The organism is Roseicyclus salinarum (genome assembly GCF_029624655.1).
GTDB lineage: Bacteria > Pseudomonadota > Alphaproteobacteria > Rhodobacterales > Rhodobacteraceae > Roseibacterium > Roseibacterium salinarum.
In genome coordinates this window covers 181,720-207,852 of the sequence record NZ_JARRSA010000001.1, presented here as the reverse complement: position 1 = coordinate 207,852, position 26,133 = coordinate 181,720, and the positions used below count along the sequence as shown (strand labels likewise).

The following is a 26,133-nucleotide window of genomic DNA, read 5'->3' as shown; positions in this document are numbered from 1 at the left end:
TTTCCGTAGTGGTGGCATCTTCACCGTCTGCGGAGGGGGTTCCCCTTCAAGGACATCGCAAGTCCGCAGGCGCGGCCAGGGCGTCCGCCTGCCCATGTCGGGGGACATGACAATGAACCGAATTCTCTCCGGGGCCGCCGTTGCGGCCCTTTTCGCGGGCACGGCGGCGGCGCAGGACGCCTTCGTCCTCGATGACATCGTGTTTTCCGTGAACGCCGCGAATATCGAACGGTCCCGCGTCGGCAACGCCGTCAGCGTCGTCACGGCCGAGGACCTCGAGCAGGCGGGCGACCTGCAGCTCGCCGACTATCTCGCAAGCCTGCCCGGCGTCTCGCTGACGCGCGCCGGCCCGCCCGGCACCGTCGCGGACCTGCGCATCCGCGGCGCCCAGGGCCGTTACATCAGCGTCTATGTCGACGGGATCCTCGTCACCGATCCGTCGGGGACCTCGATCTCCTACGATGACTTCGGCGGCCTCAGCACGGGATCGATCCGTCGCATCGAGGTTCTGCGCGGCTCCCAGTCGGCGCTCTATGGCGGAACGGCGGTCGGCGGAGTGATAAACATCTCGACGCTTCCCGACGAGGACGCGCCCGAAGGAACGACGCAGAGCTTCGCACTCGAGGCCGGTTCCAACGAGACGTATTCGTTGAGCTACGGCCTTGTGCAGCGGACGGGTGCGATGACCCTGAGCCTTGGCCTCGACCACACGCAGAGCGAGGGATTCTCGGCGGCGGACGAGAACGACGGAAACACCGAAGCGGACGGCTTCGACAGGTCGCGTGCGAGCTTCGGTGCGGAATACGAGGTGAACGCGGCCCTGACGATCGGCGTCAACGGGTTCGTCGAGACCGGGGCGACGGAGTTCGATGATTTTCTCTTCCCCGACCCCGTCGACGGCACGCCCGACGACGAGCAGGAGCGCGTCGCACATGGCGCCCGCGCTTATCTCGAATACACGGCCGGGGACTGGACGCATGACGCGGCACTCAGCCTCTACGAGATCGAACGCCGTTCGCGTTCCGACGGATCGCTTTCGGTCTTCCGCGGCGAGCGGTTGGCGGCCGAATATACCGCGACGGCGCGTCTGTCGCAGGAGCTCCAGCTTTCCTTCGGCCTGAGGGCACAGAGGGAAACGGCGATATACGACAACATTCCGGGCGGCGAGGGCGACGTGGAGACCACGGGCGCCTTCCTCGAGGCGCTGTGGTCGCCGAGCGCGGACATCGACGTGACGGCGACCGTTCGCCGGGACGAGCATTCGGCCTTCGGCGGCGACACGAACGGACGGCTCGCGTTCGCATGGCGTCCGACCCAGGCGTTGCAGGTCCGTGGCGCTGTGGGCACGGGCTATCGTCCGCCGTCGATCGACGAGCTCTACGGCGATTATCCGGATCCCTTCTTTCCTTTCGTGGGCAATCCGGACCTGACGCCGGAAGAGAGCTTTTCCGCCGAGGTCGGTTTCGACTACAGGTTTTCCAACGGCGCCGAGCTCGGCGCTACGGCGTTCCTTCTGGAAATCGAGAACCTCGTGACGTTCGAACCCGGCACGCCATCCACTCTCGTGAACGCGCCGGGCGTCTCGACCCGTCGGGGCCTCGAACTTTCGGGACGGTTCCCGATCAACGAGATGATCACGCTTCACGGGGCCTATACCTTCACGGATGCCCAAGATGCCATCGGCGATCCGCTTTCCTTCGTCCCCGAGCATGACCTCGTGGTCGGGCTCGATGCCGAATGGGGGTCCGGTTTCTTGGGGATGTTGACGGCGCGGCGTGTCACGGGAACCTTCGAAGGCGGCACGCCGCTTCCGGACTATACGGTGGTGGACACCTCGGTCGCCTACGAGTTCCGCGACGGGATGGAGGCCTATTTCCGCATCCACAACCTCCTCGATGAGCAATACCAGGTGCGGCGCGGCTACGGCACCTCCGACCGCGCGTTCCAGGTCGGGCTACGTGCGTCGTTCTAGCGCGATATCCCCGATCGCGGCGGCGGGCCTCGCGCTTGCCGCCGCCTTGCCGTCTCACGCCGATGCGCCCCGGCGCGTCGTGTCGATGAACCTGTGCACCGACCAGCTTGCCATGATGCTGGCGGACGAGGGGCAGCTTGTATCGGTCAGCGCGATCGCGCGCGATCCCCTGTCCTCGGTCATGCACGAGGAGGCGGCGGCCTATCCCGAAAACCATGGCGGCGCCGAAGAGATCTACCTGCTGCGCCCCGACCTCGTCCTTGCCGGCATCTGGTCCGACCCCGCGACGGTGTCGATGCTGCGCGGCCTTGGAATCGAGGTCGCGCAACTCGACGTGGCGGACACCCTGGAGGACATCCCGGACCGCGTGGCCGAGATGGGCGCACTTCTTGGCCGCGAGGACGCCGCACAGACCCTGATCCGCCGGTTCGAGACTGATCTTGCCGCGCTTGCCGGTGCGCCGGGCGGTCCTCGCGCCGCGTTCTACTACCCTAACGGATACACGCTCGGCACCGGGTCGCTCGGGCACGAGATCCTGACCCACGCGGGCTTCACCCACATCGTCGACGAATTGGGGCGGGATGCCTCGGGGCGCGTCGCGCTGGAGCTTCTGGTGGTCGCCGCGCCGGACCTCGTCATCGGCGCAACGCAGTATCCGGGCGCGTCGCGTTCGGAGGAAATCCTGCGTCATCCAGCGCTTCGAACGCTCGTTTCGGCCGCGCACGGCACGACGAGCGGTCCGGAATGGGTCTGCGGGACGCCGCATGTGCTGAGGGCGCTCGCCGGCCTTGCCGGCACGCGCGCCGCGATGGAGGCGAATTGACCTTCCGCGTCCTGCTCCTGGCCCTCGGAGGCCTCGTCGCGGCGCTTTTCGTGGCGTCGCTTCTGACCGGTCCGGCGGGGTTCGGTCCGGGGCGAAGCCTCGACGCGCTCCTGTCCGGGGACGGCGGCGCCGTCACGTTGGTGATGCGCGAGATCCGGCTGCCGCGCGCTGTCCTCGCCGTCATGGTGGGTGCGTCGCTCGGGCTGTCGGGCGCGGCGCTCCAGGGCTACCTGCGCAACCCGCTGGCCGAACCCGGATTGATCGGCGTCTCGGGGTCCGCCGCGCTGGGGGCCGTGATCGCGCTTCAGACGGGCTTCGCGGCCAGCTTCGCGCTGGGCCTTCCGCTTGCCGCGCTGGGCGGCGCGCTCGTGGCGGTGCTTCTCGTTCTCGGGCTTGCCGGGCCGCGCGGCGGATCCCTGACGCTGATCCTGGCGGGCATCGCGATTTCCGCGCTCGCCGGTGCGCTGACGTCACTTGTGCTGAACCTGTCTCCGAACCCTTTCGCGGTGTCCGAAACCGTCTTCTGGATGCTGGGATCGCTGGCCGACCGGTCCTTCAGCCACGTCTGGATCGCCCTTCCCTTCATGGCTGCGGGCTGGCTTCTTCTGGGGCTCACCGCACGGGGCCTCGACGCGCTGACGCTGGGCGAGGACGCGGCGGCGTCCCTCGGTATCAGGCTGAACCGCCTGCGGCTGATGGTGGTGATCGGCTCCGCCTCGGCGGTCGGCGCTGCGACGGCGGTCGCCGGCGCGATCGGGTTCGTGGGCCTCGTGGTGCCGCACCTGCTGCGCCCGCTCGTGGGCGCGCGTCCCGGCCGCCTTTTGCCGGCGTCCGCGCTGGGCGGCGCGGCGATGGTGCTGGCGGCCGACATCGCAGTGCGGCTGGTCCTGCCGGAGCGCGACCTCAAGCTCGGTGTCCTGATGGCGATCGTGGGGGCGCCGCTGTTCCTGCACCTGATCCACAAGACGCGGAGGCAAATGGCGTGACGCACCTGTCGCTCGACCGGTTGACGGTGCGCCGTGGCGAGTGTCCGGTCGTCGACTGCGCCAGCCTCGAGATGCGCGGCGGCGAGCTTGTCGGCCTCATCGGGCCGAACGGCGCGGGCAAGACGTCGCTGATGCGCGGTGCGCTGGGCCTTCTTCCGGCACGCGGCACAAGCTCGCTCGCCAGCCTGTCGCCAGCGGACCGGGCGCGGCATGTCGCATGGCTTCCGCAATCGCGCGAGATCGCTTGGCCGGTTCCGGTGCGCACCCTCGTCATGCTTGGACGTGTGCCGTATCTCGCCGGTGGACAGCGGCCGCGTCCCGAAGACGAGGACGCGGTTTCCGAGGCGCTCAACGCGACGGATCTCGCCGCGTTCGGCGACCGACCCGCCACCGAATTGTCCGGCGGCGAGCAGGCGCGCGTCCTGATCGCCCGCGCCCTCGCGCAGGAAACGCCCCTGATCCTGGCCGACGAACCGACGGCGGGGCTGGACCCCGGGCACCAGATCGCGACGCTTGCGCGCTTTTCGGCGATGGCGCGGGGCGGAAAGTCGATCCTCGCGTCCCTGCACGATCTCGGCCTCGCCGCGCGGCACTGCGACCGGCTGATCCTCATGAACCGGGGCCGGATCGAGGCCGACGGCGCCCCGGACGATGTGCTGTCGCCCGAGCGCCTGCGCGATGTCTTCGGCATCCGCGCGCACCTGTCGCGGGGCCCGGACGGCCTCGTGTTCCAGCCGCTCGAGGTGATCGCGTGATGCGCGTGACGCTGGAGCGGCCGTGGCTGACCGCGGATCTGGACCGCCCTTGCCGGATGCTTGGCTGGGCGCCCCACAATCCCGGTTTCGTCACGGCGAGCCGCGTCGTCTGGCGCGAGGTGCGCGACGCCGACCTGACCGAGGACTTCGATGCGCTGGGCTGGCTTGCGGCCTCGATGGACGCGCGCGGGGACGCCGCCGCGGTGGGGCTTCTGACCTCGCGCGACTTGGCGCGGTATCGTCTCGAAACTGCCTGTTCGGGTCTGGTGTCCGCATCGTGCCTCGCCACGATCGGGCTTACGAACGCGGAACGGGTCGGCCACAGGCTGCCGCGGGACGCCGACGCCTGGGGCACGATCAACATTCTCGCCGCGACGGATGCCGGGCTTTCCGACACCGCCCTGACCGAGCTTCTTTCCATCGTCGCCGAAGCACGGACGGCTGCGGTCATTGACCATGGGCCGGACCTTCTGTCGGGTCGTGCCACGGGAACCGGGACGGATTGCATCGTCGTCGCCGCGCCAGCAGGACCCGGCCTTTTCGCGGGACTGCACACCGACGTCGGCGAGGCCGTGGGCGCCGCCGTATATCGCGCCGTGGCGGCCGGCACCGCCGCCTGGATGCGCGAGCAGGAGGCCTGAGGCCGCACGGGGGCTGTTCCGGCCCGCCCGTCCTGCTACATCCCGCCCATGAGCGAAACGATCCTCGAGCTTTCGGACGTGACCCGGCGCTATCCGGGCGGCGACGGTCAGGTCACGGTCCTGTCCTCGGTGACGCTCTCGATCTCGGCCGGCGAAACGGTTGCGCTGACCGGCGAAAGCGGGTCGGGCAAAAGCACGCTGATGCACCTCGCGGGCGGGCTTGACGCGCCCGACGAAGGGCGCGTCTCGCTCATGGGAAACGACCTTTCGGCCATGTCGGACGCGTCGCGCGCGCGGGTTCGCGGACGCCATGTCGGCCTCGTGTTCCAGCAGTTCAACCTGGTTCCATCGCTTGATGTCGCGGCCAACGTCGCCATCCAGTCGCGGCTTTCCGGACGCCGCGACCCGGCGCTCGAGACCCGCCTGATGGACCGGCTTGGCCTGTCCGATTTCCGCGGCCGCTACCCCGAGCAGCTTTCGGGCGGACAGCAGCAGCGCGTCGCGATCGCGCGCGCGCTGGCCGCGCGGCCGGACCTCATCCTCGCCGACGAGCCGACGGGCAACCTCGACGAGGCGACGGGCGACGCGGTCCTTCAGCTTCTTCTCGAACTCGTGGGCGAGACGGGCGCGGGCCTTCTGATGGTCACCCATTCCGAGCGTCTTGCCGCGCGCCTCGGCCGCAGGCTGGTCCTGTCGCGTGGCCGCCTCGTGCCGCACGCGCCGGCCTGATCATGCTCTATACCGCACTTTCGACCCTGTTTTCGCACTGGCGGCGCAATCCCCTTCAGCTCGCGATGCTGTGGCTGGGCCTCGCGCTGGCGACGGCGCTTTGGTCCGCGGTGCAGGCGATCAACGCCGAGGCGCGCACCAGCTACGATCAGGCCGCATCGACCCTCGGACAGGACAGGCTGGCGCGGCTGGTGGCCTCGGACGGCGGGCCGGTCCCGCGCGCGGACTACACGACGCTGCGCCGGGCGGGCTACCGCGTTTCGCCCGTCATCACCGGCGAACTCCGGGACGAGGCGGGCCGCCTTCGCCTGATCGGGATCGATCCGTTCACCGCGCCGGCCGAGACCGGGGCCCCCGGCATCGGCGGCGAGGCCGACCTTCGCGCCTTCCTGACGCATCCGGGGCTTCTTCTGGTGTCGCGGGACACCGCCGAAGGTCCGCTTCCCGCGAACCTGCCGCCCTTGCAGGTCGACGGGACAGTCCCGCCCGCCGCCGCGCTCACCGACATCGCGACCGCAGCGCGGCTCCTTGGGCAGAGCGATCCGAGCTACCTCCTCGTGGCTCCGGTGCAGCCGCCGGGCCTTCCGCCGATCGGCACAGCCTCCGGTCTGCGTGCCGTGCCACCGGACGAGGCCGGCGACGTCGCGCGCCTCACCGAAAGCTTCCACCTCAACCTGACCGCTTTCGGCCTTCTTGCCTTCGCTGTCGGTCTGTTCATCGTCCATGCCGCCATCGGGCTGGCTTTCGAGCAGCGCCGACAGGCCTTTCGGACACTGAGGGCGCTTGGGCTGCCGCTTGGAACGCTGATCACCGCGCTGGCCGTCGAGGTCGCGATCATGGCGCTGATCGCAGGAGCGATCGGCATCACGCTCGGCTACGCGGTGGCGGCGGCACTGATGCCGGGTGTCGCGGGGACCTTGCGCGGTCTCTACGGCGCGAGCGTTCCGGGCGGCCTCACCTTCGATCCCGTATGGGCCGCCTCGGCGATGGGCATCACACTGATCGGCGCCGGGGTGGCAGCGGCACAAGCGATGATCCGCACGGCGCGGATGCCGCTTCTGGCGCCGGCGCAGCCGCGGGCATGGGCGCAGGCGTCCGGTCGCGCGATGAGGCGACAGGCCGTGGCGGCCGTCGGACTTGCGGGCGTCGCGGTCCTGACGGCGTGGCTGGGCGACGGGCTCATCGCCGGGTTCGCGGTTCTGGCCGCACTTCTGATGGGGGCGGCGCTGGCGCTTCCGGTCGTTCTGGCGGTGGCGCTGGGCGTGCTGTCGCGGGCGGCGCGCGGACCCTTCGCGGAATGGGTCTTCGCGGACGCGAGGCAGCAACTACCGGCTCTGTCGCTGTCGCTGATGGCGCTTTTGCTGGCGCTTGCGGCCAATATCGGCGTCTCCTCGATGGTGGGGTCGTTCCGCGCCACCTTCATCGGATGGCTCGACCAGCGGCTGGCGGCCGAGCTTTACGTTTCGACCGCGGACGAGGCCGAAGCGATGCGCCTGCAGGCGTTCCTCGTCGGTCGGGCGGAGGCGGTCCTGCCAATCGTGTCGGCCGAAGCGCGAATTCTCGATCTTCCGGTGGACGTCTACGGCGTCGTGGACGATGCGACCTACCGGGACGCGTGGCCCCTTCTGAGCGCGCGCGATGGCGCATGGGACGCCCTGTTCGCGGGCGAGGCGGCCCTCGCGAACGAGCAATTGGCCCGCCGACAGGACCTGTCGCTGGGCGATACGCTGGAGGTCGGTCCAGGCGTGACCCTGCCGCTTGCCGGCGTCTATTCGGACTACGGCAATCCGACCGGGCAGGTGATCGTCGCCCATGCCCTGTTCCGCGAGATGTTTCCCGATGCCCGCGCCGACGACTTCGCCATTCGCGTGGCCCCGCAGGACGCGCCCGCGCTTGCTGCCGCCCTGCGCGAAGAATTCGGCCTGCCCGACACAGCCGTGCGTAACCAGGCGCAGATCAAGCGCTTCTCGCTGGATGTCTTCGAGAACACGTTCCGAGTCACGGGCGCGCTGAACGTCCTGACGCTTGGGGTGGCCTCGCTCGCATTGCTGACCAGCCTTCTGACGCTGGCGTCCCTGCGCCTGCCGCAGGTGGCGCCGGTCTGGGCGATCGGCGTGGCGCGCGGCCGCCTCGCCCGTGCCGAGGTCTGGCGGCTTCTCCTGCTGGCGGCGCTGACATTCGTGCTTGCCCTGCCGGTCGGCCTTGCGCTGGCGTGGGTGCTTCTGGCGGTCGTCAACGTCGAGGCCTTCGGGTGGCGCCTGCCGATGCGGGTGTTCCCGGCCGACTGGATCCGGCTTCTGGTGCTTGCGCTCGTGGCCGCCGGGGTCGCGGCCAGCTACCCGGCGCTTCGGCTGTCACGGATGGCGCCCGTGCGCCTTCTTCAGGTCTTTTCGCAGGAAAGGTGACGGACATGGAAGATCGCGGGTTGGCGGACTTGCTGGACACGGTCTGGTCCCGGCTGCAGCGCGGCGTCGCCGATCGTCGCCATCCGGCGCGGCATCCTGTGCTGGCCAGCATCGGGCCCGACGGTCCCGAGGCCCGCACCCTCGTGCTGCGCGGCGCGCGAAGGGACGAGGCCCTGCTCGAGCTTCATACCGACGCGATGTCGCCGAAGGCCGCCCAGATCGCCCGCGACCCGCGGGTCGCCCTGCACGTCTGGGTGCCGAAGGACAGGCTGCAGATCCGCCTTCGCGCGCGCGCCGAACTGCATCCCGGCGATCCGTCCCTGTTCGCCTCGCTGCCCGTGCAGGCGCGGGCGAACTATGGCGGCGCGGTGCCGGGCGAAGCGCCTCAGGCGCCCCCCCCGGATGGCGAGCTTGCGCGTTTCACTTTGATACGCTGCACGCTGTCCGAGATCGACGCGCTGGTCCTCGACACGCTTCACCGGCGCGCGCGCTTCACCGGGCCGGACTGGACCGGACGGTGGATCGCGCCCTGACGCCTCAGGCGCCGGGATCAAACAGGGGGAAGGTCACGCCCAGCGCCCATCCAAGGATGATGCCAAGCCCGAGACCCATCGCCATGACCGAACCCGTGCGCCGTCCGACCCAGCCGCCCATCAGCCCGAAGCTGAGGTAGAACAGCAGGATCACCGGCAGGATGATGAGCAGGAAGAACAGCCTCTCGAAATCCAGCGCCATGGCGATGCCGAGCGAGGCGAGGAACAGGAACCGCGCCGTCCAGCGCCGCCAGAGCCGCGCGCGTCCCGCCTCGAGCAGGACGGCATCGGCCAGCATGGCAAGGATCGCCCCCGGTAGTATGGCCGCCACGATGGGGATGCGCCCCGCGACCGGAAAGAAGCTGGCCACGTAACGATCCATGACGCCGCCGAAGGCGATGAGGCCGTAGGCGGCAAGCGCGAGGCCCCAGATCCATCCCCGCCGCGCCGGAAGCGTCCCGGCCCAGGCCGCGACGGCGAGGACCAGCGCGCCATAGACCGCGAGATGCAGCGCCAGGTAGTCCGCCACCAGAACCGGGAGGAACCGCGTATCGAACGGCGCCAGCAAGAGGGGCGTGGCGGCCGCCGGCAATGCGGCCATGATCCAGAACCGGCCGGGCGCGGCCTGCGCGGGGCCTCGTCCTTCGGGGAGTGCCCCCCCGAGCGCGCGGGCCAGAAGGACGACGCCCAGAAGGGCCAGAAGGATGGCCGGACCGATCGCAGCGACGGGCGCAGCCGTGACGGAGCGGCCGAACGAACGATCGAGCCACGCCCGCGCCTCGGCCAGCGCCGTCGGCGAGTACAATACGCCGACATGCTCGACGAAGGGCGCGGCCACCGCGCGGCGGGCGAACCCCTCACCCGGGGTCCCGGCGGTCTCGCCCTCCTCCGCGCCGATGGCGGCCATGACGCGGCGCGCCTCCTGCCTCAGCATCCCCTCCAGCGCGCCGTTCACGATCAGGAGGTTGCGGGGAAGCTCTTCCGTGACGGCCTGCGAGAACAGCGATATCCCGACGATCGCCTCGACGCGCGCATCGCGGACCCCCTGCCGGACCACGATGTCGGAGGCCATGGAATGGCCCAGAAGCGCGACGCGCGGTTCGGCGCCGGTTTCCGCGAGCACCGCGTCCGTCACGCGCGCCATCTCGTCCATCAGAAGCCGCGTGGTGCCGTCGACCGAGGTCACGTCGCCCGACATTGGAACGGGGTTCCTGCCATGCCCTTCGAAATCGAAGCTCGCCGTGACGTAGCCCGCCCGCGCAAGCGTCAGCTGGTAGGCCGCCATGAGCTGCCGGGACCCCGCGAAGCCATGCGCGATCACCACGAGCGGCCCATCGGCGCCGGGCTCCTGCATGAGGGTGATGGGCGTCGGGCCGGCCCGCAGCTCGCGGATCTCGAGCCCGGTGCGCGGCCGTTCCAGAAAAAAGAGGCCCGCGGCGATCGCGACAACGGCCAGAAACCCTATCCAGATCCGTCCCGCCAAGATCGATTTCCCCGCCCTGTCCACTGGTCCTCGAACCTAGACCATCCGCCCTGCACGCCAAGCATATCGCGCTGGCCCTTGCGGGCCCTGCATGTTTAATGCCCGCTGGATCCCGACGGAACATGCGATGCACACAGTCACCCTGATCACCAACCCGGCAATGTATCTCGAACCCGCGCTGGTCGACAGTCTTCGCAACGCCATGGGCGGCGGAGACGCGGTCTGGCTGGACCCAGACCATGCCGCGGAGTTCGAGGTGCCGAAGCTGCCCCGCGACCTGAAATCGGTGTGGGAAAGCCTTCAGGCGGAAGGCGTGGACATGGTGGCCCAGCCCTCCGTCGGGCGGCGCAAGAAGATGCTGCTGGCGGACATGGATTCGACCATGATCGGGCAGGAATGCATCGACGAGCTTGCCGCGGAGGCCGGTGTCGGAGAGGCCGTCGCGGCCATCACCGCGCGGGCGATGAACGGCGAGCTGGATTTCGAGGGTGCGCTGACCGAACGCGTCGGCCTGCTGAAAGGCCTGCCCGAGGCCACGATCGCATCCGTGCTCGACCGCAGGATCACGCCTATGCCGGGGGGCGCGACGCTGGTGGCGACGATGAAGGCGCACGGGGCGCATACCCTGCTCGTCTCGGGCGGGTTCACCGCCTTCTCAGCGGTCGTGGCCGAAAGGCTTGGGTTCCACGGACATCGGGCGAACGTGCTGCTGGCCGAGGGCGGCACCCTGACCGGCACCGTCGCGCAGCCGATCCTCGGGCGCGAGGCGAAGGTCGCGGCGCTGGAAGAGACGACGGCCGCGCTTGGCATCGAGGCGTCGGACGTGCTGGCCATCGGTGATGGCGCGAACGACCTGGGCATGTTGCTGCGCGCGGGAACCGGTGTCGCGGTTCACGCCAAGCCGATCGTGCAGGAACAGGCCGCGCACGCGATCAATCACTGCGACCTGACCGCCCTTCTGTTCATTCAGGGCTATTCGAGGTCCGAGTTCGTCACCGCATAGGTCCGGCCGCCCCACGCATGCGGCCGGCCGGATCCTTGGGGGTCACTCGGCGGGGATCGCCGCCTCGCCTTCCGAAAGCGGATGCGCGAGCTTGTCGAGCATCTCCTTGGGGCAGACCTGAACGAAATTCGGCAGCTCGAGATCCCAGTGCTGCAGGATCTCTGCGGCCTTGCGGCTTCCGGTCTCGCGGGCGTGGGTTTCGATCAGGCCCCTGAGCTCCTGTTCCCAGTGCGCGACCGTCACCGGAACGGTCACGAGCGTCTCGAGGTTCATGTTGACCATCGCGACGCCCTCGGGATCGTAGAGGTAGGCCATGCCGCCCGTCATGCCCGCGCCGAAGTTCGCCCCGATCCCGCCGAGGATCACGGCGACGCCGCCCGTCATGTATTCGCACCCGTTCGAGCCGCAGCCCTCGACCACGACGCGCGCGCCCGAGTTCCGCACCGCGAAACGCTCGCCCGCGCGGCCGGCGGCAAAGAGATGGCCGTCGGTGGCGCCATAGAGCACGGTGTTGCCGATGATGACGTTCTGGTCAGCCTGAAGCGGACTGACCTGCGGCGGCTTCACCACGATGATGCCGCCCGACAGCCCCTTGCCGACGTAGTCGTTGGCGTCGCCCGAAACCTCGAGCTTCAGCCCCGGCGCCGCGAAGGCGCCAAGCGACTGGCCGGCGGACCCTTCCAGCTTGACCGTCAGGTGATCGGGCTGAAGCTGGTTGCGCATCCCGAAGGCCTGAACGATGTGGCTGGACGTGCGCGTGCCGATGGTCCTCAGCGTGTTCTGCACGGCATAGGACAGCTGCATCTTCTCGCCATCCTCGAGGAAGCGGTGCGCGTCCTTCACGATCTGCGCGTCCAGCGTGTCGAGCACCGGGTTCCGCGGCTTGTAGCGGTCGTACTTGATCCGGTCCGCGCCATCGACGGTGATGAGCATCGGGTTGAGGTCCAGATCGTCCAGATGCGCCGCGCCCCGGCTGACCTGCGTCAGAAGGTCGGCCCGCCCGATCACCTCGTCCAGCGACCGCGCGCCGATGGAGGCGAGGATCTCCCGCACCTCCTGGGCGTAGAAGGTGATCAGGTTCACCACCTTGTCCGCGGTGCCGGTGAATTTCTCGCGCAGGCGCTCGTCCTGCGTGCAGACGCCCACGGGGCAGGTGTTGGACTGGCACTGGCGCACCATGATGCAGCCCATCGCGATCAGGGCCGCGGTGCCGATGCCGTATTCCTCGGCGCCCATCATCGCGGCCATGACGATGTCACGCCCCGTGCGAAGCCCGCCATCGGTCCTGAGCGTCACGCGGTCGCGCAGGTTGTTCATGGCGAGAACCTGGTGCGCCTCGGTCAGACCCATTTCCCACGGGAGGCCGGCATACTTGATCGACGTCGCCGGCGAAGCGCCGGTGCCGCCGTTGTGCCCCGAGATCAGGATGACGTCGGCCTTGGCCTTGGCCACCCCTGCGGCAATCGTGCCGACGCCCGAGGACGCCACCAGCTTCACCGTCACCTTGGCGCGCGGGTTGATCTGCTTGAGGTCGTAGATCAGCTGCGCGAGGTCCTCGATCGAGTAGATGTCGTGGTGCGGCGGCGGCGAGATCAGCATCACGCCCGGCGTCGAATGGCGCAGCCGTGCGATCAGCTTGGTCACCTTCATGCCGGGCAGCTGGCCGCCCTCGCCGGGCTTTGCGCCCTGCGCGACCTTGATCTCCAGCTCCTCGCAGTGGTTCAGATATTCCGCCGTGACGCCGAAGCGTCCCGAGGCGACCTGCTTGATCTTGGCCGAAGGGTTGTCTCCATTCGGCTCGGGGACGAAATGCGCCGGATCCTCGCCGCCCTCGCCGCTGTCGGACTTCGCGCCGATGCGGTTCATCGCGACGTTCAGCGTCTTGTGCGCCTCGGGCGACAGCGCACCCAGCGACATGCCCGGCGTCACGAAGCGCTTGCGGATCGAGGTGATGCTTTCCACCTCCTCGATCGGCACCGGCCCGCCCAGCGGCTTGATGTCCAGAAGGTCGCGCAGGTGGATCGGAGGGTTGGACTGCATCTTGGCCGAATACTGCTTCCACAGCTCGAACGAGGCCTTGTTGCAGGCCATCTGCATCATGTGCATCGACTGCGCTTCCCAGGCGTGCTTCTCGCCCGAGCGGCGCGCCTTGTAGAACCCGCCGATGGGCAGGACGTCCTGTCCACGCAGCCAGCCGCGGGAATGCACCTCCTCGACCTTCTTCTGGAGACCCGAGACCCCGATCCCCGAAATGCGCGAGATCATTCCCGGGAAGAACTCGGCGACCATCGCGCGGCTGAGGCCGACCGCCTCGAAGTTGAGGCCGCCTCGGTAGGACGAGATGACCGAGATTCCCATCTTCGACATGATCTTCAGCAGGCCCTGGTCGATGGCGGCGCGGTAGCGGGCCATCGCTTCGGTCAGGCTTCCCTCGATCAGCCCGCGCGAGATCCGGTCCGCGATGCTGTCCTGCGCGAGGTAGGCGTTCACCGTCGTCGCGCCGCATCCCACGAGAACCGCGAAGTAATGCGGGTCGATGCACTCGGCCGACCGCACGTTGAGCGAGCAGAAGGTGCGCAGGCCCTGCCGCGTCAGCCAGGAATGGACCGCGCTGGTCGCAAGGATCATCGGCATCGGCACGCGCTCGGGCCCCTGGCCCTGATCGGTCAGCACGATATGCCCGGCGCCCGAACGCACCGCATCCTCGGCCTCGCGGCGGATCCGCTCGAGGCCGGCCCTGAGGGCCCCCGTCTCGCCGCCGGCGGGGAAGGTGCAGTCGATGATCGCGTGATCGGCGTTGAAGTGCTTCACCATCTCGTCGAACTGCGCGTTCGAGACGAAGGGGCTGTCGAGGACAAGGATCTCGGTCTGGCTGGAATCCTCGTCGAGCACGTTCTTGAGGTTGCCGAAGCGCGTCTTCAGGCTCATCACGCGGAATTCCCGCAGGCTGTCGATCGGCGGGTTTGTGACCTGGCTGAAGTTCTGACGGAAGTAGTGGCTGAGCGGGCGATACTGGCTCGACAGAACGGCGGCGGGCGTGTCGTCGCCCATGGACGCCACCATCTCCTTGCCGTCCTCGGCCATCGGCGCGAGGATCTGCTCCAGCTCCTCGATCGAGTAGCCGGCCGCGACCTGGCGCCTGCGCAGCTCGGGGCCTTCGTGCAGAGCGATCTCGGCGACGGACTCCGTGGCCGCCGCGAGGTCGGTGATCTTGCCCACCCAGTCGCCGAACGGCCGCGAAGCTGCGAGCGCATCCTTGATCTCGGTGTCGTGGAACAGCTTCTGCTCGGTCATGTCGACCGCGATCATCTGGCCGGGGCCGAGGGCGCCCTTCTCGACCACCGTCGCCTCGTCCACCGGGATCATCCCGGTCTCGGAGCCCGCGATCAGCAGGCCGTCGCCGGTGACGACGTAGCGCATCGGGCGCAGGCCGTTCCGGTCAAGCCCGGCGCAGACCCAGCGGCCGTCCGTCATGGCGAGTGCGGCGGGGCCGTCCCACGGCTCCATCACCGAGTTGCAGTAGGAATACATGTCCTGCCAAGCCTGCGGCAGTTCGGTCGCCGTCTGGGACCAGGCTTCGGGCACCAGCATGGTCTTGGCCATCGGCGCGTTGCGGCCCGCGCGGACAAGGACCTCGAACACCGCGTCAAGTGCGGCGCTGTCGGACGCGCCGCCCGCGATGATCGGCTTGATGTCCTCGGCCATGTCGCCGAAGTAGGCGGACGACAGCCGGATCTCGTGGCTTTTCATCCAGTTGATGTTGCCCTTGAGCGTGTTGATCTCGCCGTTGTGGGCGAGCATCCGGAACGGCTGCGCCAGCCACCACTGCGGGAAGGTGTTGGTCGAATAGCGCTGGTGATAAATCGCGAAGGCGCTTTCGAAACGCTCGTCCTTGAGGTCGGGATAGAACTCGGCGACCTGCTCGGCCAGCATCATGCCCTTGTAGATGATCGACCGGCAGGACAGCGAGCAGAGATAGAGCTCCTTGATACCGGCGGCCTGCGCGGCCTTCTCGATCCTGCGGCGGATGACGTAGAGCTCGCGCTCGAACGTCTCGACGTCGCTGCCCTTCGAGTTCGAGATGATGATCTGCTCGATCTCGGGCCGGGTCGCGTTCGCCTTCTCGCCCAGAACGGTGATGTTCACCGGGACGTGCCGCCAGCCGTAGATGTAGTAGCCCATGCGCAGGACCTCGGACTCCACGATGGTCCGGCAGGTTTCCTGCGCGCCGAAGTCGGTGCGCGGCAGGAACACCTGCCCCACCGCCATCAGCTCGTCCTCGCGCGGCTCGTGGCCGGTGCGGCGCACCTGATCGTAGAAGAAGCGCGGCGGGATCTGGACGTGGATGCCCGCCCCGTCACCCGTCTTGCCGTCCGCGTCCACGGCACCCCGGTGCCAGACCGCCTTCAGCGCGTCGATGCCGTTCTGCACGACCTTGCGGCTGGGCTTGCCGTCGATGGACACGACAAGGCCGACGCCGCACGAGGAATGCTCGTCCGCCTCGGAATAGAGACTGTTTTGCGCCATCCACTCGCGCTTCGCGGCTTCGGCGGCGGCCCAGTCGGCGTCATACTTGGTCATGGCATGTCTCCCTCGACATGACGGTTCTCCGCTTCCCATTCGGCGCGGGTCTTCGTCCGGTGGTTTCCGCTCAGCGGCACGTAGGCCGGCCGCCGGTCGGTGTAGATTTCCGAGATCAGCGGGAACTCCGCCGCCTCGGGGAACAGGGCGGGCATGAACTCATACTCCGCCGAAGGATCGTCCGTATTCCGCAGCCACAGGTTGCTGCCGCAGACCGGGCAGAAGGCGCGCTCGGCGAAGGGCGTCGAGGCGTAGCGCGTCACCTCCCCCGTCACCGTCACCGCCTCGGCCTCGGCCGTGAACGCCGCCCACATGACGCCCGCCGACCTCTGGCACTTGCTGCAATGGCAGGCGCCGACCGCGGCGACGTAATCGCCATCGATGGACAGCGTCACCGCCCCGCACAGGCACTTGCCGGTCATCCGGCCGGTTCTGCGGAAGGCGTCGATCATTGCCGGACCCGCCACACGGCGCCATCGTCAAACGCGCTCATCATCTCTCCGCAATCGTAGAGCGGCTGCGTCGTCAGGAAACCGCGCTCGCCCGGTTCGGCGAATTCCATCGGGCTGTAGTTTCCCTCGAACGTCTCGCCGTCGGGCAACGTCACCGTCTCGAGCCCGCCGAAGAACAGGCGCCAGCCCTCGTGGACGAACTGGTTGCCTTCCGTCCGGCGCGGACCGTCGCGTGTGTCGTACTGGTAGCTGAACTCGGTCACGAGAAGCTCGCGGCCATCCACGACGATGGTCTCGCCCGTCAGCCTGTCGAAGCCCGTGTAGTCGCGCTGGAACGTGCCGAGGTCGTTTTCCTCGAGGATCGAGAACACCATGGCGTCGCTGCCGGTGGCCAGCAGCTCCGTCATCGAGGCCGGGTCCTCCTCGGGTTCGATCAGGACGTCGGTGCCTCCGTTGCGCAGGTCCCACGACCTGATCCAGCGGAATTCCGCATCAGTGAAGCTGAGATAGAAGGCGCCGTCCTGGTCGAGCGCGGCGCGCCAATGCGTGCCTTCCGGGTCACCCTCGCAGGTCCAATGGTGGGACACCGTGCAGGACCGCGCCTGAACCGTCAGGAACGCCTCGCAGCCTTCCGGCACCTGGAACAGGCGCGGGCCGTCCTGCGCCACGACGGGCGTGGCGGCAGGCAGGACCAGCGCGGCGGCCAGCAGGATATGGAAGGCGCGTGCGATCATCGGATGGGGTTCACTCCGCGGCCACGCCCGCACTCGCGCCCTCGGCCATCACCTTCGCGAGGATGGCCTCGGCGGCCTCGCGGCCGTCACGGATCGCCCAGACCACAAGGCTTGCGCCGCGCACGATGTCGCCGACCGCGTAGACGTTCGGAAGCGACGTCTCGTGGCTGCGGAAATCGGCCTTGATGGTGCCCCAGCGCGTCACCTCCAGCTCCGGCACGCCCCAGAGCCTTTGCAGGTCCTCGGGTTCGAAGCCCAGCGCCTTGATCACGAGGTCGGCGCCCTCGACATAGTCCGCGCCCTCGATCACCTCGGGCATCTGGCGGCCCGTCGCGTCGGGGGCGCCAAGGCGCATCTTCTGGACCATCACGCCCTCTACGGCATCACCCGAGAAGCCCTTTGGCGCCGAGAGCCAGATGAACTCCACGCCCTCCTCTTCTGCGTTCGCGACCTCGCGCTGCGAGCCCGGCATGTTGGCGCGGTCGCGGCGGTAGAGGCATTTCACGCTGGTGGCGCCCTGCCGCACCGCGGTGCGCACGCAATCCATCGCCGTGTCGCCCCCGCCGATGACGACGACGCGCTTGCCCTCGGCGTCCAGCTCGCCCGAGGCGAATTCCGGCACCTCGTCCCCGAAGCCCACCCGGCTGGAGGCGGTGAGATAGTCGATCGCCCGCACGATGCCTGTCGCGCCGACGCCGGGCGCCTGCAGGTCGCGGGACTTGTAGACGCCCGTGGCGATGACGACGAAGTCATGCTTCTCGCGGATCTGGTCGAAAGTGATGTCGTGACCGACGTCGCAGTTCATCACGAAGGTGACGCCGCCTTCTTCCAGCTGGGCGTTGCGGCGCATGACCACGTCCTTCTCCAGCTTGAAGCCGGGAATGCCGTAGACCATCAGCCCGCCCGAACGGTCGTAGCGGTCGTAGACGGTGACCTGCAGACCGGCGCGGCGCAACATGTCCGCGGCGGCAAGGCCGCCCGGTCCCGCACCGATGATGCCGACCGATTCCGCGCGCTCTGCATGGGGGCGGATGGGCTGCACCCAGCCTTCCTCCCAGGCGGTGTCGGTGATGTATTTCTCCACCGCGCCGATCGTGACGGTGCCGTGGCCGGACTGCTCGATGACGCAGTTGCCCTCGCACAGGCGGTCCTGCGGGCAGATGCGGCCGCAGATCTCGGGGAAGGTGTTGGTCGACTGGCTGATCTCGTAGGCTTCCTGCAGGCGACCCTCGGCCGTCAGCTTCAACCAATCGGGGATATTGTTGTGCAGGGGACAATGGCTCTGGCAGTAGGGAACGCCGCACTGGCTGCAGCGCCCGGCCTGCTCGGCCGCCTTCTCTCGGGCGTACTCGCCATAGATCTCGGCGAAGTCGTCGGTCCGGTCGGTCGCCGCACGCTTCGACGGCATCTCTTTTTGCACCGTCACGAATTTCAACATGGGTTGCTTGGCCACGGAACATCTCCCATTCTTCGAACGCCCCTATACCGAGCGTTCCGGGATATAAAAAGACAGCAATACTGACCTATTTGCGAATTCCTGATGCCGCCATGGATGCCAGGGTCAGGTTCGGCGCCGAAATTAGGTAACGAGGCGAACCTAGTTTGGAAACAATAAAATAAAAACAATGCCTTCCGTTAGTGCCGAGACAACCAGAACATGTCGCTTCTCCACCTTTTTCTCATCGCCCTGATCCAGGGCATCACCGAGTTCCTGCCGATCTCGTCCTCCGGGCACCTGATCCTCCTGCCGAATCTCTCCGGGCTGCAGGACCAGGGCCAGGCCATCGACGTGGCGGTCCATGTCGGAACGCTGGGCGCCGTGGTGGTCTACTTCTGGCGGGACGTGAAACTGGGGCTCGCTGGCGTGCCGCGGCTTCTGACCGGCCGCATCGACACGCCCGGCGCAAGGCTCGCCTTCCTGCTGGCGGTCGCCACCGTGCCTGTCATCGTCGCGGGCGTGATCCTGCAGGTGACGGGCCTTGCGCAGGCCATGCGGTCGGTCACCGTGATCGGCTGGACCATGCTGATCTTCGGCCTCGTCCTCTACTGGGCCGACCAGCGCGGCGCGCAAAGCAGGCGGGACGCGGACTGGACCCTCAGGGACGCCATCTCGATGGGCCTCTGGCAGGCGGTGGCGCTGATCCCCGGCACCTCGCGTTCGGGCATCACCATCACCGCCGGACGGATTCTGGGCTACGACCGCGAATCGTCGGCGCGGCTTGCCATGCTGATGTCCATTCCCACCATCCTTGCCTCCGGCGTCGTGCTTGGCGCCGAGGTCGCCGTCACCGCGGATGCGCAGGCAGCCCGTGACGGCGCCATCGCGGCCGCTCTTGCCTTCGTCGCGGCGCTCGCGGCGCTGACCCTGATGATGCGGCTTCTGAAAAGCGTCAGCTTCACACCCTACGTCATCTACCGCGTGGTGTTGGGCGTGATCCTGCTATGGCTCGGCTACAGCGGGGCCCTTACGGGCGCTTGAGACGTTCGGCGCTTTCCATGATCGCCGCATACTGGCCCGCCGGGCGATACGGCCACAGGTAGTCGTCCAGCACGAGCTCCATCGCCACCGGCGAGATGCCGAGATCCGCGAAGGTCTTGCGGCCTTCGGTCACGACGTTGTCGCGGCGAAGGTTGCGCACCTGGTCGCGGGTCAGCACGCCGTTGCGGAACAGGCCCAGCGTCACGGCCTGCAGCAGGTCGAACGCGCCGCCCATCATCATGCCGGCCCAGAACGGCACATTCACGATCAGGCGGCGGCGGCGGATGATCCGCAGCATCATCGCCATGAGCTCGCGGAAACTGCGCACTTCGGGGCCGCCAAGCTCGTAGATGCCCGGTTCCGCCTCGCCCAGCACACCCTTGACGGCCGCGCGCGCGACGTCGTCGGCATAGACCGGCTGAAAACGGGTCTGGGCGCCTACCACCGGAAGGAACGGGCTGAGGCGCGTCATCTTCGCGAAACGGTTGAAGAACTGGTCCTCGGGGCCGAACACGATGGAGGGACGCAGGATCACGGCCTGCGGAAAGGCCTCGAGCACGGCCTGCTCGCCAAGGCCCTTGCTTTCCGCATACTGACTGTCGCTGTCGGCGTCCGCGCCGATGGCCGAAATCTGGACGAGGCGGGACACGCCCTCGTCGGCGGCGATCCGGGCGATGCGCGCGGCGCCATGGTGCTGGACGAGGCCGAAGCGGTTCTTTCCGGTTTCGGCAAGGATGCCGACGCAGTTCACCACCGCATCCGCACCATGGATCGCGGCGCGCACCGAATCGTCGTCACGGATATTGGCAAACACCGGCTCCACTTGGCCGACGACGCCATAGGGCCGCACGAAATGTGCGTCGTTCGGGCGGCGCACCGCGACACGGACGCGCCAGCCCTCCTTGGCCATGCGGCGTGCAATATATCGCCCAATGAAGCCCGAGCCGCCGAATATGGTGACCAGTTTCGCCATGACCGAAACTCCCGGAGTCTGTTCCCGCCGGGTGATAGGACCCATGGCGCACCGTCACAAGGCGCAAATCGTCCCAATCGCGGGGGGCGTGGCAAAGGTTACTGGCCTTGGCTCCTCAAGGGCTCTAGGTGTTGGTCATGGTTTTTGCTTCTCGAACCCTGGCGCGATTGGTCCTTGCGGGGTGCCTGGCCCTGCCTGCGGCGGCGCAGGACATCACCTTCGACGCGCCCGGCGCGGACGAGGACCTGGCCGACCGGCTGCGCGCGAACGCCCTGCTCCTGCAGGAGGCCGAGGACGGCGCCGGACGAACGGCGCAGGACATCGTCGCGGCGGCGCGGACGGATTATGCCCGGCTGACGGCGACGCTCTACGAGTTCGGGCATTTCGCCCCGGTCGTGAGCATCACGCTCGACGGCCGCGAGGCCTCGGGCCTGTCGCCATTCTCGGTTCCCGCCAGCATCGCTACGGTCGCGATCGAGGTGGAGCCGGGCCCGGTATTTTCGTTCGGCACCGCCGAGATCGGGCCTCTCGCGCCGGGAACGGACCTGCCGGAAGACTTCCGTCCCGGCGGCGCCGCGACCACACCCGTGCTTCAGGACACGGCTGCCGCCGCGATCGACCAGTGGCGCGCGCGCGGCCACGCCGTGGCCGATGTCCAGAGCCAGAGGATCGTCGCGAGGCACAGGGACGCCGCGCTCGACGCCTCGATCGTGGTCGCGCCCGGCCCGGTCGTGACCTTCGGACGGCTGGTGCCGCGCGGCGAGGACCGGATGCGGACCGAGCGCATCACGGAAATCGCGGGGCTGCCACAGGGCGTCGTCTACTCGCCCGAGATCCTCGCCCGCGTGACCGAACGGCTTCGCGACACCGGCGTCTTCTCGGCGGTCGCCCTCGAGGAACGGCCGCTTGGGCCCGACAACACGATGAACATCATCGCGAACGTCGCCGAATCGCCTCCGCGCCGCTTCGGCGCCGGCGCCGAGCTTTCTACGGACGAGGGCGCGCGGGTCACGGCCTTCTGGCTGCACCGCAACCTCTTTGGCGGGGCCGAACGGCTGCGGATCGACGGCGAGATCAGCGGCATTGGCCAGGAAGGCATAGACACCGAGGAGGTCGAGGGCATCGACGCGGGACTGCGCGCGCGGCTTTCACGGCCCGCGACCTTCACGCCAGACACGCTGGCCTATGGCGAATTGTCCATCATCGGCCTCGACGAGCCCACCTACCGGCTTGCCGCGATCGAGCTTGAGGTCGGTGTCGAACGCTGGTTCTCGACTTCGCTGGAAGGCGCGCTGGGCATCGGCGTGAGGCAGGTCCGGTTCGAGGATGCGCTGGGCACGCGCGAGACCACGGTGCTTTTCCTTCCGGGGGAAATCACATGGGACAACCGTGACGACGCGCTGAACCCGACCGCCGGTGTCTACATGGTCGGCACGGCGACGCCGTTCCTCAGCCTCGACGACGGGACCGGCATCCGCCTGACCGCCGACACCCGCGGCTATGTCGGTTTCGGCGAGAACGACCGGACCGTGCTGGCCGGGCGCGCCCAGCTCGGCGTGCTTGCGGGGGGAGACTACGACACCATTCCGCCTGACTTCCTGTTCTTCTCGGGCGGCTCGGGCACGGTTCGAGGGCAGGAATACCAATCCCTCGGCGCTGTGCAGCAGGGCATCGATTCAGGCGGGCGCGGCTTTGCCGGGCTTTCCGCGGAGATCCGGCAATCGCTGGGCGATTCGAATTTCGGGCTCGTCGCCTTCGCCGACGCGGGCTTCATCTCGCCCGGGGCGGATTTCCAGGACGGGGACTGGCACGCCGGCGCTGGCGTAGGCCTGCGCTATGCGACGCCCTTCGGGCCCGTCCGCGTGGACATCGCCACACCCGTCCGCGGCAATGGCGTGGGCGAGGATCTGTTTCTGTACATCGGCATCGGACAGGCATTTTGATTCGGGTTCTCCTCATCGCCATCCTGCTTCTGGCGGGACTTCCGCAGGGCGCGTCGGCGCAGGACGACGACCGGGGACGGCTGACGCGGCTCATCGAAAGCCAGCTGTCGCAAGGCGCGGATCGGCAGGTGCGCATCGACGGCTTCCGCGGCGCGCTGTCCTCCGAGGCGACGCTGGACCGGATGACCATCTCGGACCCGGACGGCGCGTGGCTGATCCTGGAGGATGCGGCGCTGAACTGGAGGCGCGCCGCCCTTCTGCGGGGCGAATTGCGCATCCAGTCTCTGACGGCCGACCGCCTGACGATCCTGCGACAGCCGCTGCCACCCGAAGGTCCCGACCTTCCGCCCGCCGCCGCGACGCCGTTCTCCCTGCCCGAGCTGCCGGTCAGCATCGACATCGGCGAGATCTCCATCGCCACGCTAGAGCTGGGCGAACCGATCCTCGGAACGCCGGCTGAGGTGTCGCTGTCCGGGCAGGCGCGGCTTGCTGGCGGGTCGGGCCAGGCGAATGTGGTGATGCAGCGCCTCGACGGTCCCGAGGGCACGTTCCGCCTCGAGGCGGCCTTCGACAACGCGACGCGCGTGCTCGACCTCGGGGTTCTGCTGAACGAGGCCGAGGGCGGCATCGTGGCTGGCGTCCTGAACATCCCCGACGAACCTTCGGTGCGGCTCGAGCTGGCGGGTGAGGGTCCGCTGGATGACATCGCGATCACCCTCGGCCTTGCGACGGGCGGCGAGGAGCGCGTGAACGGCACGCTGCGCAGCATGGCGATGGCCGACGGCGAAGGCCAGATCATCGAGCTCGATCTGGCGGGCGATCTCTCGCCGCTCCTGGCTTCGGAATACCGGCCCTTCTTCGGCACGTCGTCGGAGATCACGGCCCGTGTCGCGCGCGAGGCGGACGGCACCACGCGGCTGAACGACATGCGCCTCGCCTCGGCGGCCCTGCTGCTTCGGGGCGATGTCACGCTCGATCCGCAAAGCCGTCCGGTCGCGATCGACGTCAGCGGCCGCATCGCTGATCCCGATGCGTCAGGACCCATCCGGCTTCCGGTGCCGGGCGCCGAAACGCTGGTGTCCTCGGCTGACGTGAACTTCGATTTCGACGCGACCGAAAGCGACGCCTTCAGGTTTTCGGCGCGCCTGAACGGACTGGCCGTCGACGCGCTGACCCTCGCTTCGGCCGAGATCTCCTCCAGCGGGAGGATCACGCCCTCGGCGGACGGCGTCGGCGCCGTGACGGTCGACCTCACCGCCGGGCTTTCCGGCATCGACCATTCCGATCCCGACCTGTCGCAAGCGCTTGGCGGGGCGCTGACCCTGTCCACGCAGGCAAGCTGGTCCGAAGGCTCGCCGATCCGCCTCGACGCGATCTCGGTCGCGTCCGACGGTCTTTCGGCCGAGGGCACGCTGTCCGCCGGTTTCGGGGACGCACGGGTGCCGCTGGATTACGACCTGACGGCGCGCATCGCCGATCTCGGCCGTTTCTCGGGCCTCGCCGGGCAGGATCTGTCGGGCGCTCTGACGGCCGACCTCGCAGGCACCGCCGAGGCGCTGTCGGGCGCCTTCGACCTCACCTTCGAAGGGTTGGCGCGGAACGCGGGCGCAAGTCCGGCCCTGCCCCCCCGGCTGCTGGCCGAGGAAACGCGCCTGCGGGTCGCGGCCGTCCGCGACGAGACGGGAACCCGCATCGAGGACCTTTCGCTGGTTTCGGGGGACCTTTCCGTGGACGGGTCCGTCTCGATCGGGTCGGCTGAGGGCGGGACCCCGCTTGGCTATGACGTCGCCCTCGACATCGGCGATCTCGGCCGGTTCTCGGGCCTCGGAGGGCAGAACCTTTCGGGGTCGCTCCGCGCCGGCCTCGAGGGCACGGCGGATCTCGGCACGGGGGCGGTCGACTTCGTTCTGGACGGCCTTGCGCAAGATGTCGTGGCGGCCCCGGCGCTCCCCCCCCGGCTTCTGTCCGGCGAGACGCGGCTTCGCGTCGCCGCCGCGAGGGACGATGCAGGGAACGGGCGGATCGAGACGCTTTCGATCGACGGCACCCAGTTTACTCTGAACGGATCGGGCGAGGTGACGGCGCGCGGCGGCAGCCTGAGCGCCGAGGCGCGGCTTGCCGACCTTGGCCTTTTCACGACGGCGATCAACGGTCCGGCCACGGTCGCGGTCAGCCTCGCCAAGGACGGCGGCGAGGGCTGGGGCGTCGATGGAACGCTGCGCGGACCTGGCGGCCTTGGCGCGGCGGTGAACGGGACCGTGGGACTGGAGGGCGGGCGCGTGGACCTCGCGGCCACCGGCACGGTTCCGCTGGAACTGGCGAACCAGTACATCACGCCCCGCTCCGTCGCGGGCGCACTTCGGTTCGACCTCGGCCTGCGGGGCCAGCCGGGCCTTCAGGCGCTGTCGGGAACCCTGTCGACGGCCAACGCGCGCCTCTCGGCGCCGACCTTGCAGTTTGCGCTCGAGAACATCGGCCTGCGGGCATCGCTGTCGGGCGGGCAGGTGTCGTTCGAGGGCGGTGGCGACGTCTCGACGGGCGGGCGCGTCGGGCTTTCGGGGTCGGTGAACGCCGCTGCGTCGGGCGTGCCCGGCACCATCGAGGCCACGCTCGACGCCGTCCGCCTGGTGGACCCCACCCTTTACCAGGTGGTGGTGAGCCGCGGCGACCTGTCGATCAGCGGCGCGCTTGCGGCCGGGCCGGTGGTCGCCGGGCGCATCGTGCTGGGCGAGTCGGAGTTGCGGGTGCCGGAGGCCGGACTTGGCGTCGCGGCGGCTGTGCCGGACATCAGCCACGTCGGCATGACGGCAACGGAACGGCGCACGCTCGCCGCCGCGGGCTTCCTTGAGACGCGCGGCAATGGCGGCGGCGGGTCGTCCCCGATCGGCCTTGACGTCGAGATCGCCGCGCCGGGCCGGATCTTCCTGCGGGGCCGGGGCATCGACGCGGAGTTCGGCGGCTCGATCAGGATCGGCGGCACCACCGCCAACGTGATCCCGGCGGGCCGGTTCGAGCTGGTGCGGGGCCGCATCTCGATCCTCGGAACCCGCCTCGACATCAGCGAGGGATCCGCGACGCTGCAGGGCGACTTCGACCCGTTTCTCGACCTGAGCGCGGTCAGCCGCGCGGGCGGATACCGGATCACGATCGCTGTCGGGGGACCGGCCTCGTCGCCGGACATTTCCCTCAGGTCCGATCCGTTCCTTCCCGAGGACGAGATCCTCGCCCAGCTCCTGTTCGGCAGGTCGGTCTCGGCGCTGTCGCCGATCCAGCTTCTGCAACTGGCCGATGCCGCAAGCTCGCTCGCGGGCGGGCGGTCCGACGGCGGCATCCTGTCGAATCTCCGGCAGGGGCTCGGTCTCGACAACCTCGACCTGCAGACCGACGACGAGGGCAACGCCGCCGTGCGCGCGGGGCGCTACCTGTCGGACAACATTTACACGGACGTCACCGTAGGCGCGCAGGGTGACAGCGAGGTTTCGCTGAACATCGACCTGACCCCCAGCATCACGGCGCGGGGAAGCGTGTCCTCGGGCGGCGGCAGCTCGCTGGGCGTGTTTTTCGAGCGCGATTACTGAGCGTTCGCGGCCGGGGCCGAAACCGTTCCGGAGCTTGTTGACACGTCCCGAGCCCCGCTATAT

General features: G+C 68.7%; 18 protein-coding genes. 12 read left to right on the top strand and 6 right to left on the bottom strand.

Annotated elements, in window-relative coordinates:
* Nucleotides 1–112: 112 nt before the first annotated feature.
* The 8 genes from P6F26_RS01000 to P6F26_RS00965 are packed head-to-tail and all read left to right on the top strand — an operon-like array spanning nt 113 to nt 8,844.
* A complete protein-coding gene (locus tag P6F26_RS01000; RefSeq protein ID WP_278026761.1) occupies nt 113–1,972 on the top strand; it encodes a TonB-dependent receptor plug domain-containing protein in 1,860 nt (619 codons plus the stop codon).
* On the top strand, nt 1,959–2,795 hold the full coding sequence (locus P6F26_RS00995; RefSeq protein ID WP_278026760.1) for an ABC transporter substrate-binding protein: 837 nt from the start codon (nt 1,959–1,961) through the stop codon (nt 2,793–2,795). The genes P6F26_RS01000 and P6F26_RS00995 overlap by 14 nt, the downstream gene beginning before the upstream one ends.
* Entirely contained in the window at nt 2,792–3,781 is a 990-nt protein-coding gene (locus P6F26_RS00990) for a FecCD family ABC transporter permease (protein WP_278026759.1), read from the top strand. Before P6F26_RS00995 ends, P6F26_RS00990 begins: the two co-directional genes overlap by 4 nt.
* Nucleotides 3,778–4,536 (top strand): ABC transporter ATP-binding protein, encoded by a 759-nt coding sequence (locus P6F26_RS00985; RefSeq protein ID WP_278026758.1) that lies wholly within the window; start codon nt 3,778–3,780, stop codon nt 4,534–4,536. The genes P6F26_RS00990 and P6F26_RS00985 overlap by 4 nt, the downstream gene beginning before the upstream one ends.
* The gene (locus tag P6F26_RS00980; RefSeq protein ID WP_278026757.1) at nt 4,533–5,177 is read left to right on the top strand and encodes an adenosylcobinamide amidohydrolase; all 645 of its coding nucleotides are present in this window, start codon (nt 4,533–4,535) and stop codon (nt 5,175–5,177) included. The genes P6F26_RS00985 and P6F26_RS00980 overlap by 4 nt, the downstream gene beginning before the upstream one ends.
* A gap of 48 nt (nt 5,178–5,225) precedes the next feature.
* Complete coding sequence (locus P6F26_RS00975; RefSeq protein ID WP_278026756.1) at nt 5,226–5,906, top strand: ABC transporter ATP-binding protein; 681 nt, start codon at nt 5,226–5,228, stop codon at nt 5,904–5,906.
* A gap of 2 nt (nt 5,907–5,908) precedes the next feature.
* Nucleotides 5,909–8,311, top strand: a complete 2,403-nt coding sequence (locus P6F26_RS00970) for an FtsX-like permease family protein (RefSeq protein WP_278026755.1) — start codon at nt 5,909–5,911, stop codon at nt 8,309–8,311.
* A 5-nt stretch (nt 8,312–8,316) separates the two neighbouring features.
* Nucleotides 8,317–8,844 (top strand): pyridoxamine 5'-phosphate oxidase family protein, encoded by a 528-nt coding sequence (locus tag P6F26_RS00965; RefSeq protein ID WP_278026754.1) that lies wholly within the window; start codon nt 8,317–8,319, stop codon nt 8,842–8,844.
* Nucleotides 8,845–8,848: 4 nt separating this feature from the next.
* Here the strand turns inward: P6F26_RS00965 and P6F26_RS00960 are convergent, their stop codons facing one another.
* The gene (locus P6F26_RS00960) at nt 8,849–10,327 is read right to left on the bottom strand and encodes an esterase/lipase family protein (protein WP_278026753.1); all 1,479 of its coding nucleotides are present in this window, start codon (nt 10,325–10,327) and stop codon (nt 8,849–8,851) included.
* Nucleotides 10,328–10,454: 127 nt separating this feature from the next.
* Between P6F26_RS00960 and serB the strand changes: the two genes are divergently transcribed.
* Nucleotides 10,455–11,330: a phosphoserine phosphatase SerB gene (gene serB / locus P6F26_RS00955; protein WP_278026752.1), complete on the top strand. Its 876-nt coding sequence runs from the start codon at nt 10,455–10,457 to the stop codon at nt 11,328–11,330.
* Between the two features lie 42 nt (nt 11,331–11,372).
* On the opposite strand, the gene gltB is transcribed toward serB, so the two are convergent.
* From gltB to P6F26_RS00935, 4 genes are read right to left on the bottom strand one after another with little or no spacing between them, the layout of a single operon-like run.
* Nucleotides 11,373–15,911 carry a glutamate synthase large subunit gene (gene gltB / locus P6F26_RS00950; RefSeq protein WP_278026751.1) on the bottom strand — a complete coding sequence of 1,513 codons (4,539 nt, stop codon included), beginning with the start codon at nt 15,909–15,911 and terminating at the stop codon, nt 11,373–11,375.
* The gene (locus P6F26_RS00945) at nt 15,908–16,363 is read right to left on the bottom strand and encodes a GFA family protein (RefSeq protein WP_278026750.1); all 456 of its coding nucleotides are present in this window, start codon (nt 16,361–16,363) and stop codon (nt 15,908–15,910) included. Before P6F26_RS00945 ends, gltB begins: the two co-directional genes overlap by 4 nt.
* A complete protein-coding gene (locus P6F26_RS00940) occupies nt 16,360–17,097 on the bottom strand; it encodes a hypothetical protein (RefSeq protein ID WP_278026749.1) in 738 nt (245 codons plus the stop codon). Before P6F26_RS00940 ends, P6F26_RS00945 begins: the two co-directional genes overlap by 4 nt.
* 10 nt (nt 17,098–17,107) lie before the next feature.
* On the bottom strand, nt 17,108–18,550 hold the full coding sequence (locus P6F26_RS00935; protein ID WP_278026748.1) for an NAD(P)-dependent oxidoreductase: 1,443 nt from the start codon (nt 18,548–18,550) through the stop codon (nt 17,108–17,110).
* A gap of 204 nt (nt 18,551–18,754) precedes the next feature.
* Between P6F26_RS00935 and P6F26_RS00930 the strand changes: the two genes are divergently transcribed.
* Complete coding sequence (locus P6F26_RS00930) at nt 18,755–19,576, top strand: undecaprenyl-diphosphate phosphatase (RefSeq protein ID WP_278026747.1); 822 nt, start codon at nt 18,755–18,757, stop codon at nt 19,574–19,576.
* Here the strand turns inward: P6F26_RS00930 and P6F26_RS00925 are convergent.
* The gene (locus tag P6F26_RS00925) at nt 19,563–20,549 is read right to left on the bottom strand and encodes a complex I NDUFA9 subunit family protein (RefSeq protein ID WP_278026746.1); all 987 of its coding nucleotides are present in this window, start codon (nt 20,547–20,549) and stop codon (nt 19,563–19,565) included. The genes P6F26_RS00930 and P6F26_RS00925 overlap by 14 nt on opposite strands.
* 137 nt (nt 20,550–20,686) lie before the next feature.
* Here P6F26_RS00925 and P6F26_RS00920 point away from each other — a divergent pair, with 137 nt between their 5' ends.
* Nucleotides 20,687–22,492, top strand: coding sequence for an autotransporter assembly complex protein TamA (locus tag P6F26_RS00920; RefSeq protein ID WP_278026745.1), 1,806 nt, complete (start codon nt 20,687–20,689; stop codon nt 22,490–22,492).
* Nucleotides 22,489–26,070, top strand: a complete 3,582-nt coding sequence (locus tag P6F26_RS00915) for a translocation/assembly module TamB domain-containing protein (RefSeq protein ID WP_278026744.1) — start codon at nt 22,489–22,491, stop codon at nt 26,068–26,070. The genes P6F26_RS00920 and P6F26_RS00915 overlap by 4 nt, the downstream gene beginning before the upstream one ends.
* Nucleotides 26,071–26,133 lie beyond the last annotated feature (63 nt).

What these genes read in the sequence shown, in the direction of transcription:
- P6F26_RS00940 (WP_278026749.1), bottom strand. Translation starts at nt 17,097, where the DNA reads ATGATCGCACGCGCCTTCCATATCCTGCTGGCCGCCGCGCTGGTCCTG.
- serB (WP_278026752.1), top strand. Translation starts at nt 10,455, where the DNA reads ATGCACACAGTCACCCTGATCACCAACCCGGCAATGTATCTCGAACCC.
- P6F26_RS00930 (WP_278026747.1), top strand. Translation starts at nt 18,755, where the DNA reads ATGTCGCTTCTCCACCTTTTTCTCATCGCCCTGATCCAGGGCATCACC.
- P6F26_RS00925 (WP_278026746.1), bottom strand. Translation starts at nt 20,549, where the DNA reads ATGGCGAAACTGGTCACCATATTCGGCGGCTCGGGCTTCATTGGGCGA.
- P6F26_RS00920 (WP_278026745.1), top strand. Translation starts at nt 20,687, where the DNA reads ATGGTTTTTGCTTCTCGAACCCTGGCGCGATTGGTCCTTGCGGGGTGC.
- P6F26_RS01000 (WP_278026761.1), top strand. Translation starts at nt 113, where the DNA reads ATGAACCGAATTCTCTCCGGGGCCGCCGTTGCGGCCCTTTTCGCGGGC.
- P6F26_RS00975 (WP_278026756.1), top strand. Translation starts at nt 5,226, where the DNA reads ATGAGCGAAACGATCCTCGAGCTTTCGGACGTGACCCGGCGCTATCCG.
- P6F26_RS00945 (WP_278026750.1), bottom strand. Translation starts at nt 16,363, where the DNA reads ATGATCGACGCCTTCCGCAGAACCGGCCGGATGACCGGCAAGTGCCTG.
- P6F26_RS00970 (WP_278026755.1), top strand. Translation starts at nt 5,909, where the DNA reads ATGCTCTATACCGCACTTTCGACCCTGTTTTCGCACTGGCGGCGCAAT.
- P6F26_RS00965 (WP_278026754.1), top strand. Translation starts at nt 8,317, where the DNA reads ATGGAAGATCGCGGGTTGGCGGACTTGCTGGACACGGTCTGGTCCCGG.
- gltB (WP_278026751.1), bottom strand. Translation starts at nt 15,911, where the DNA reads ATGACCAAGTATGACGCCGACTGGGCCGCCGCCGAAGCCGCGAAGCGC.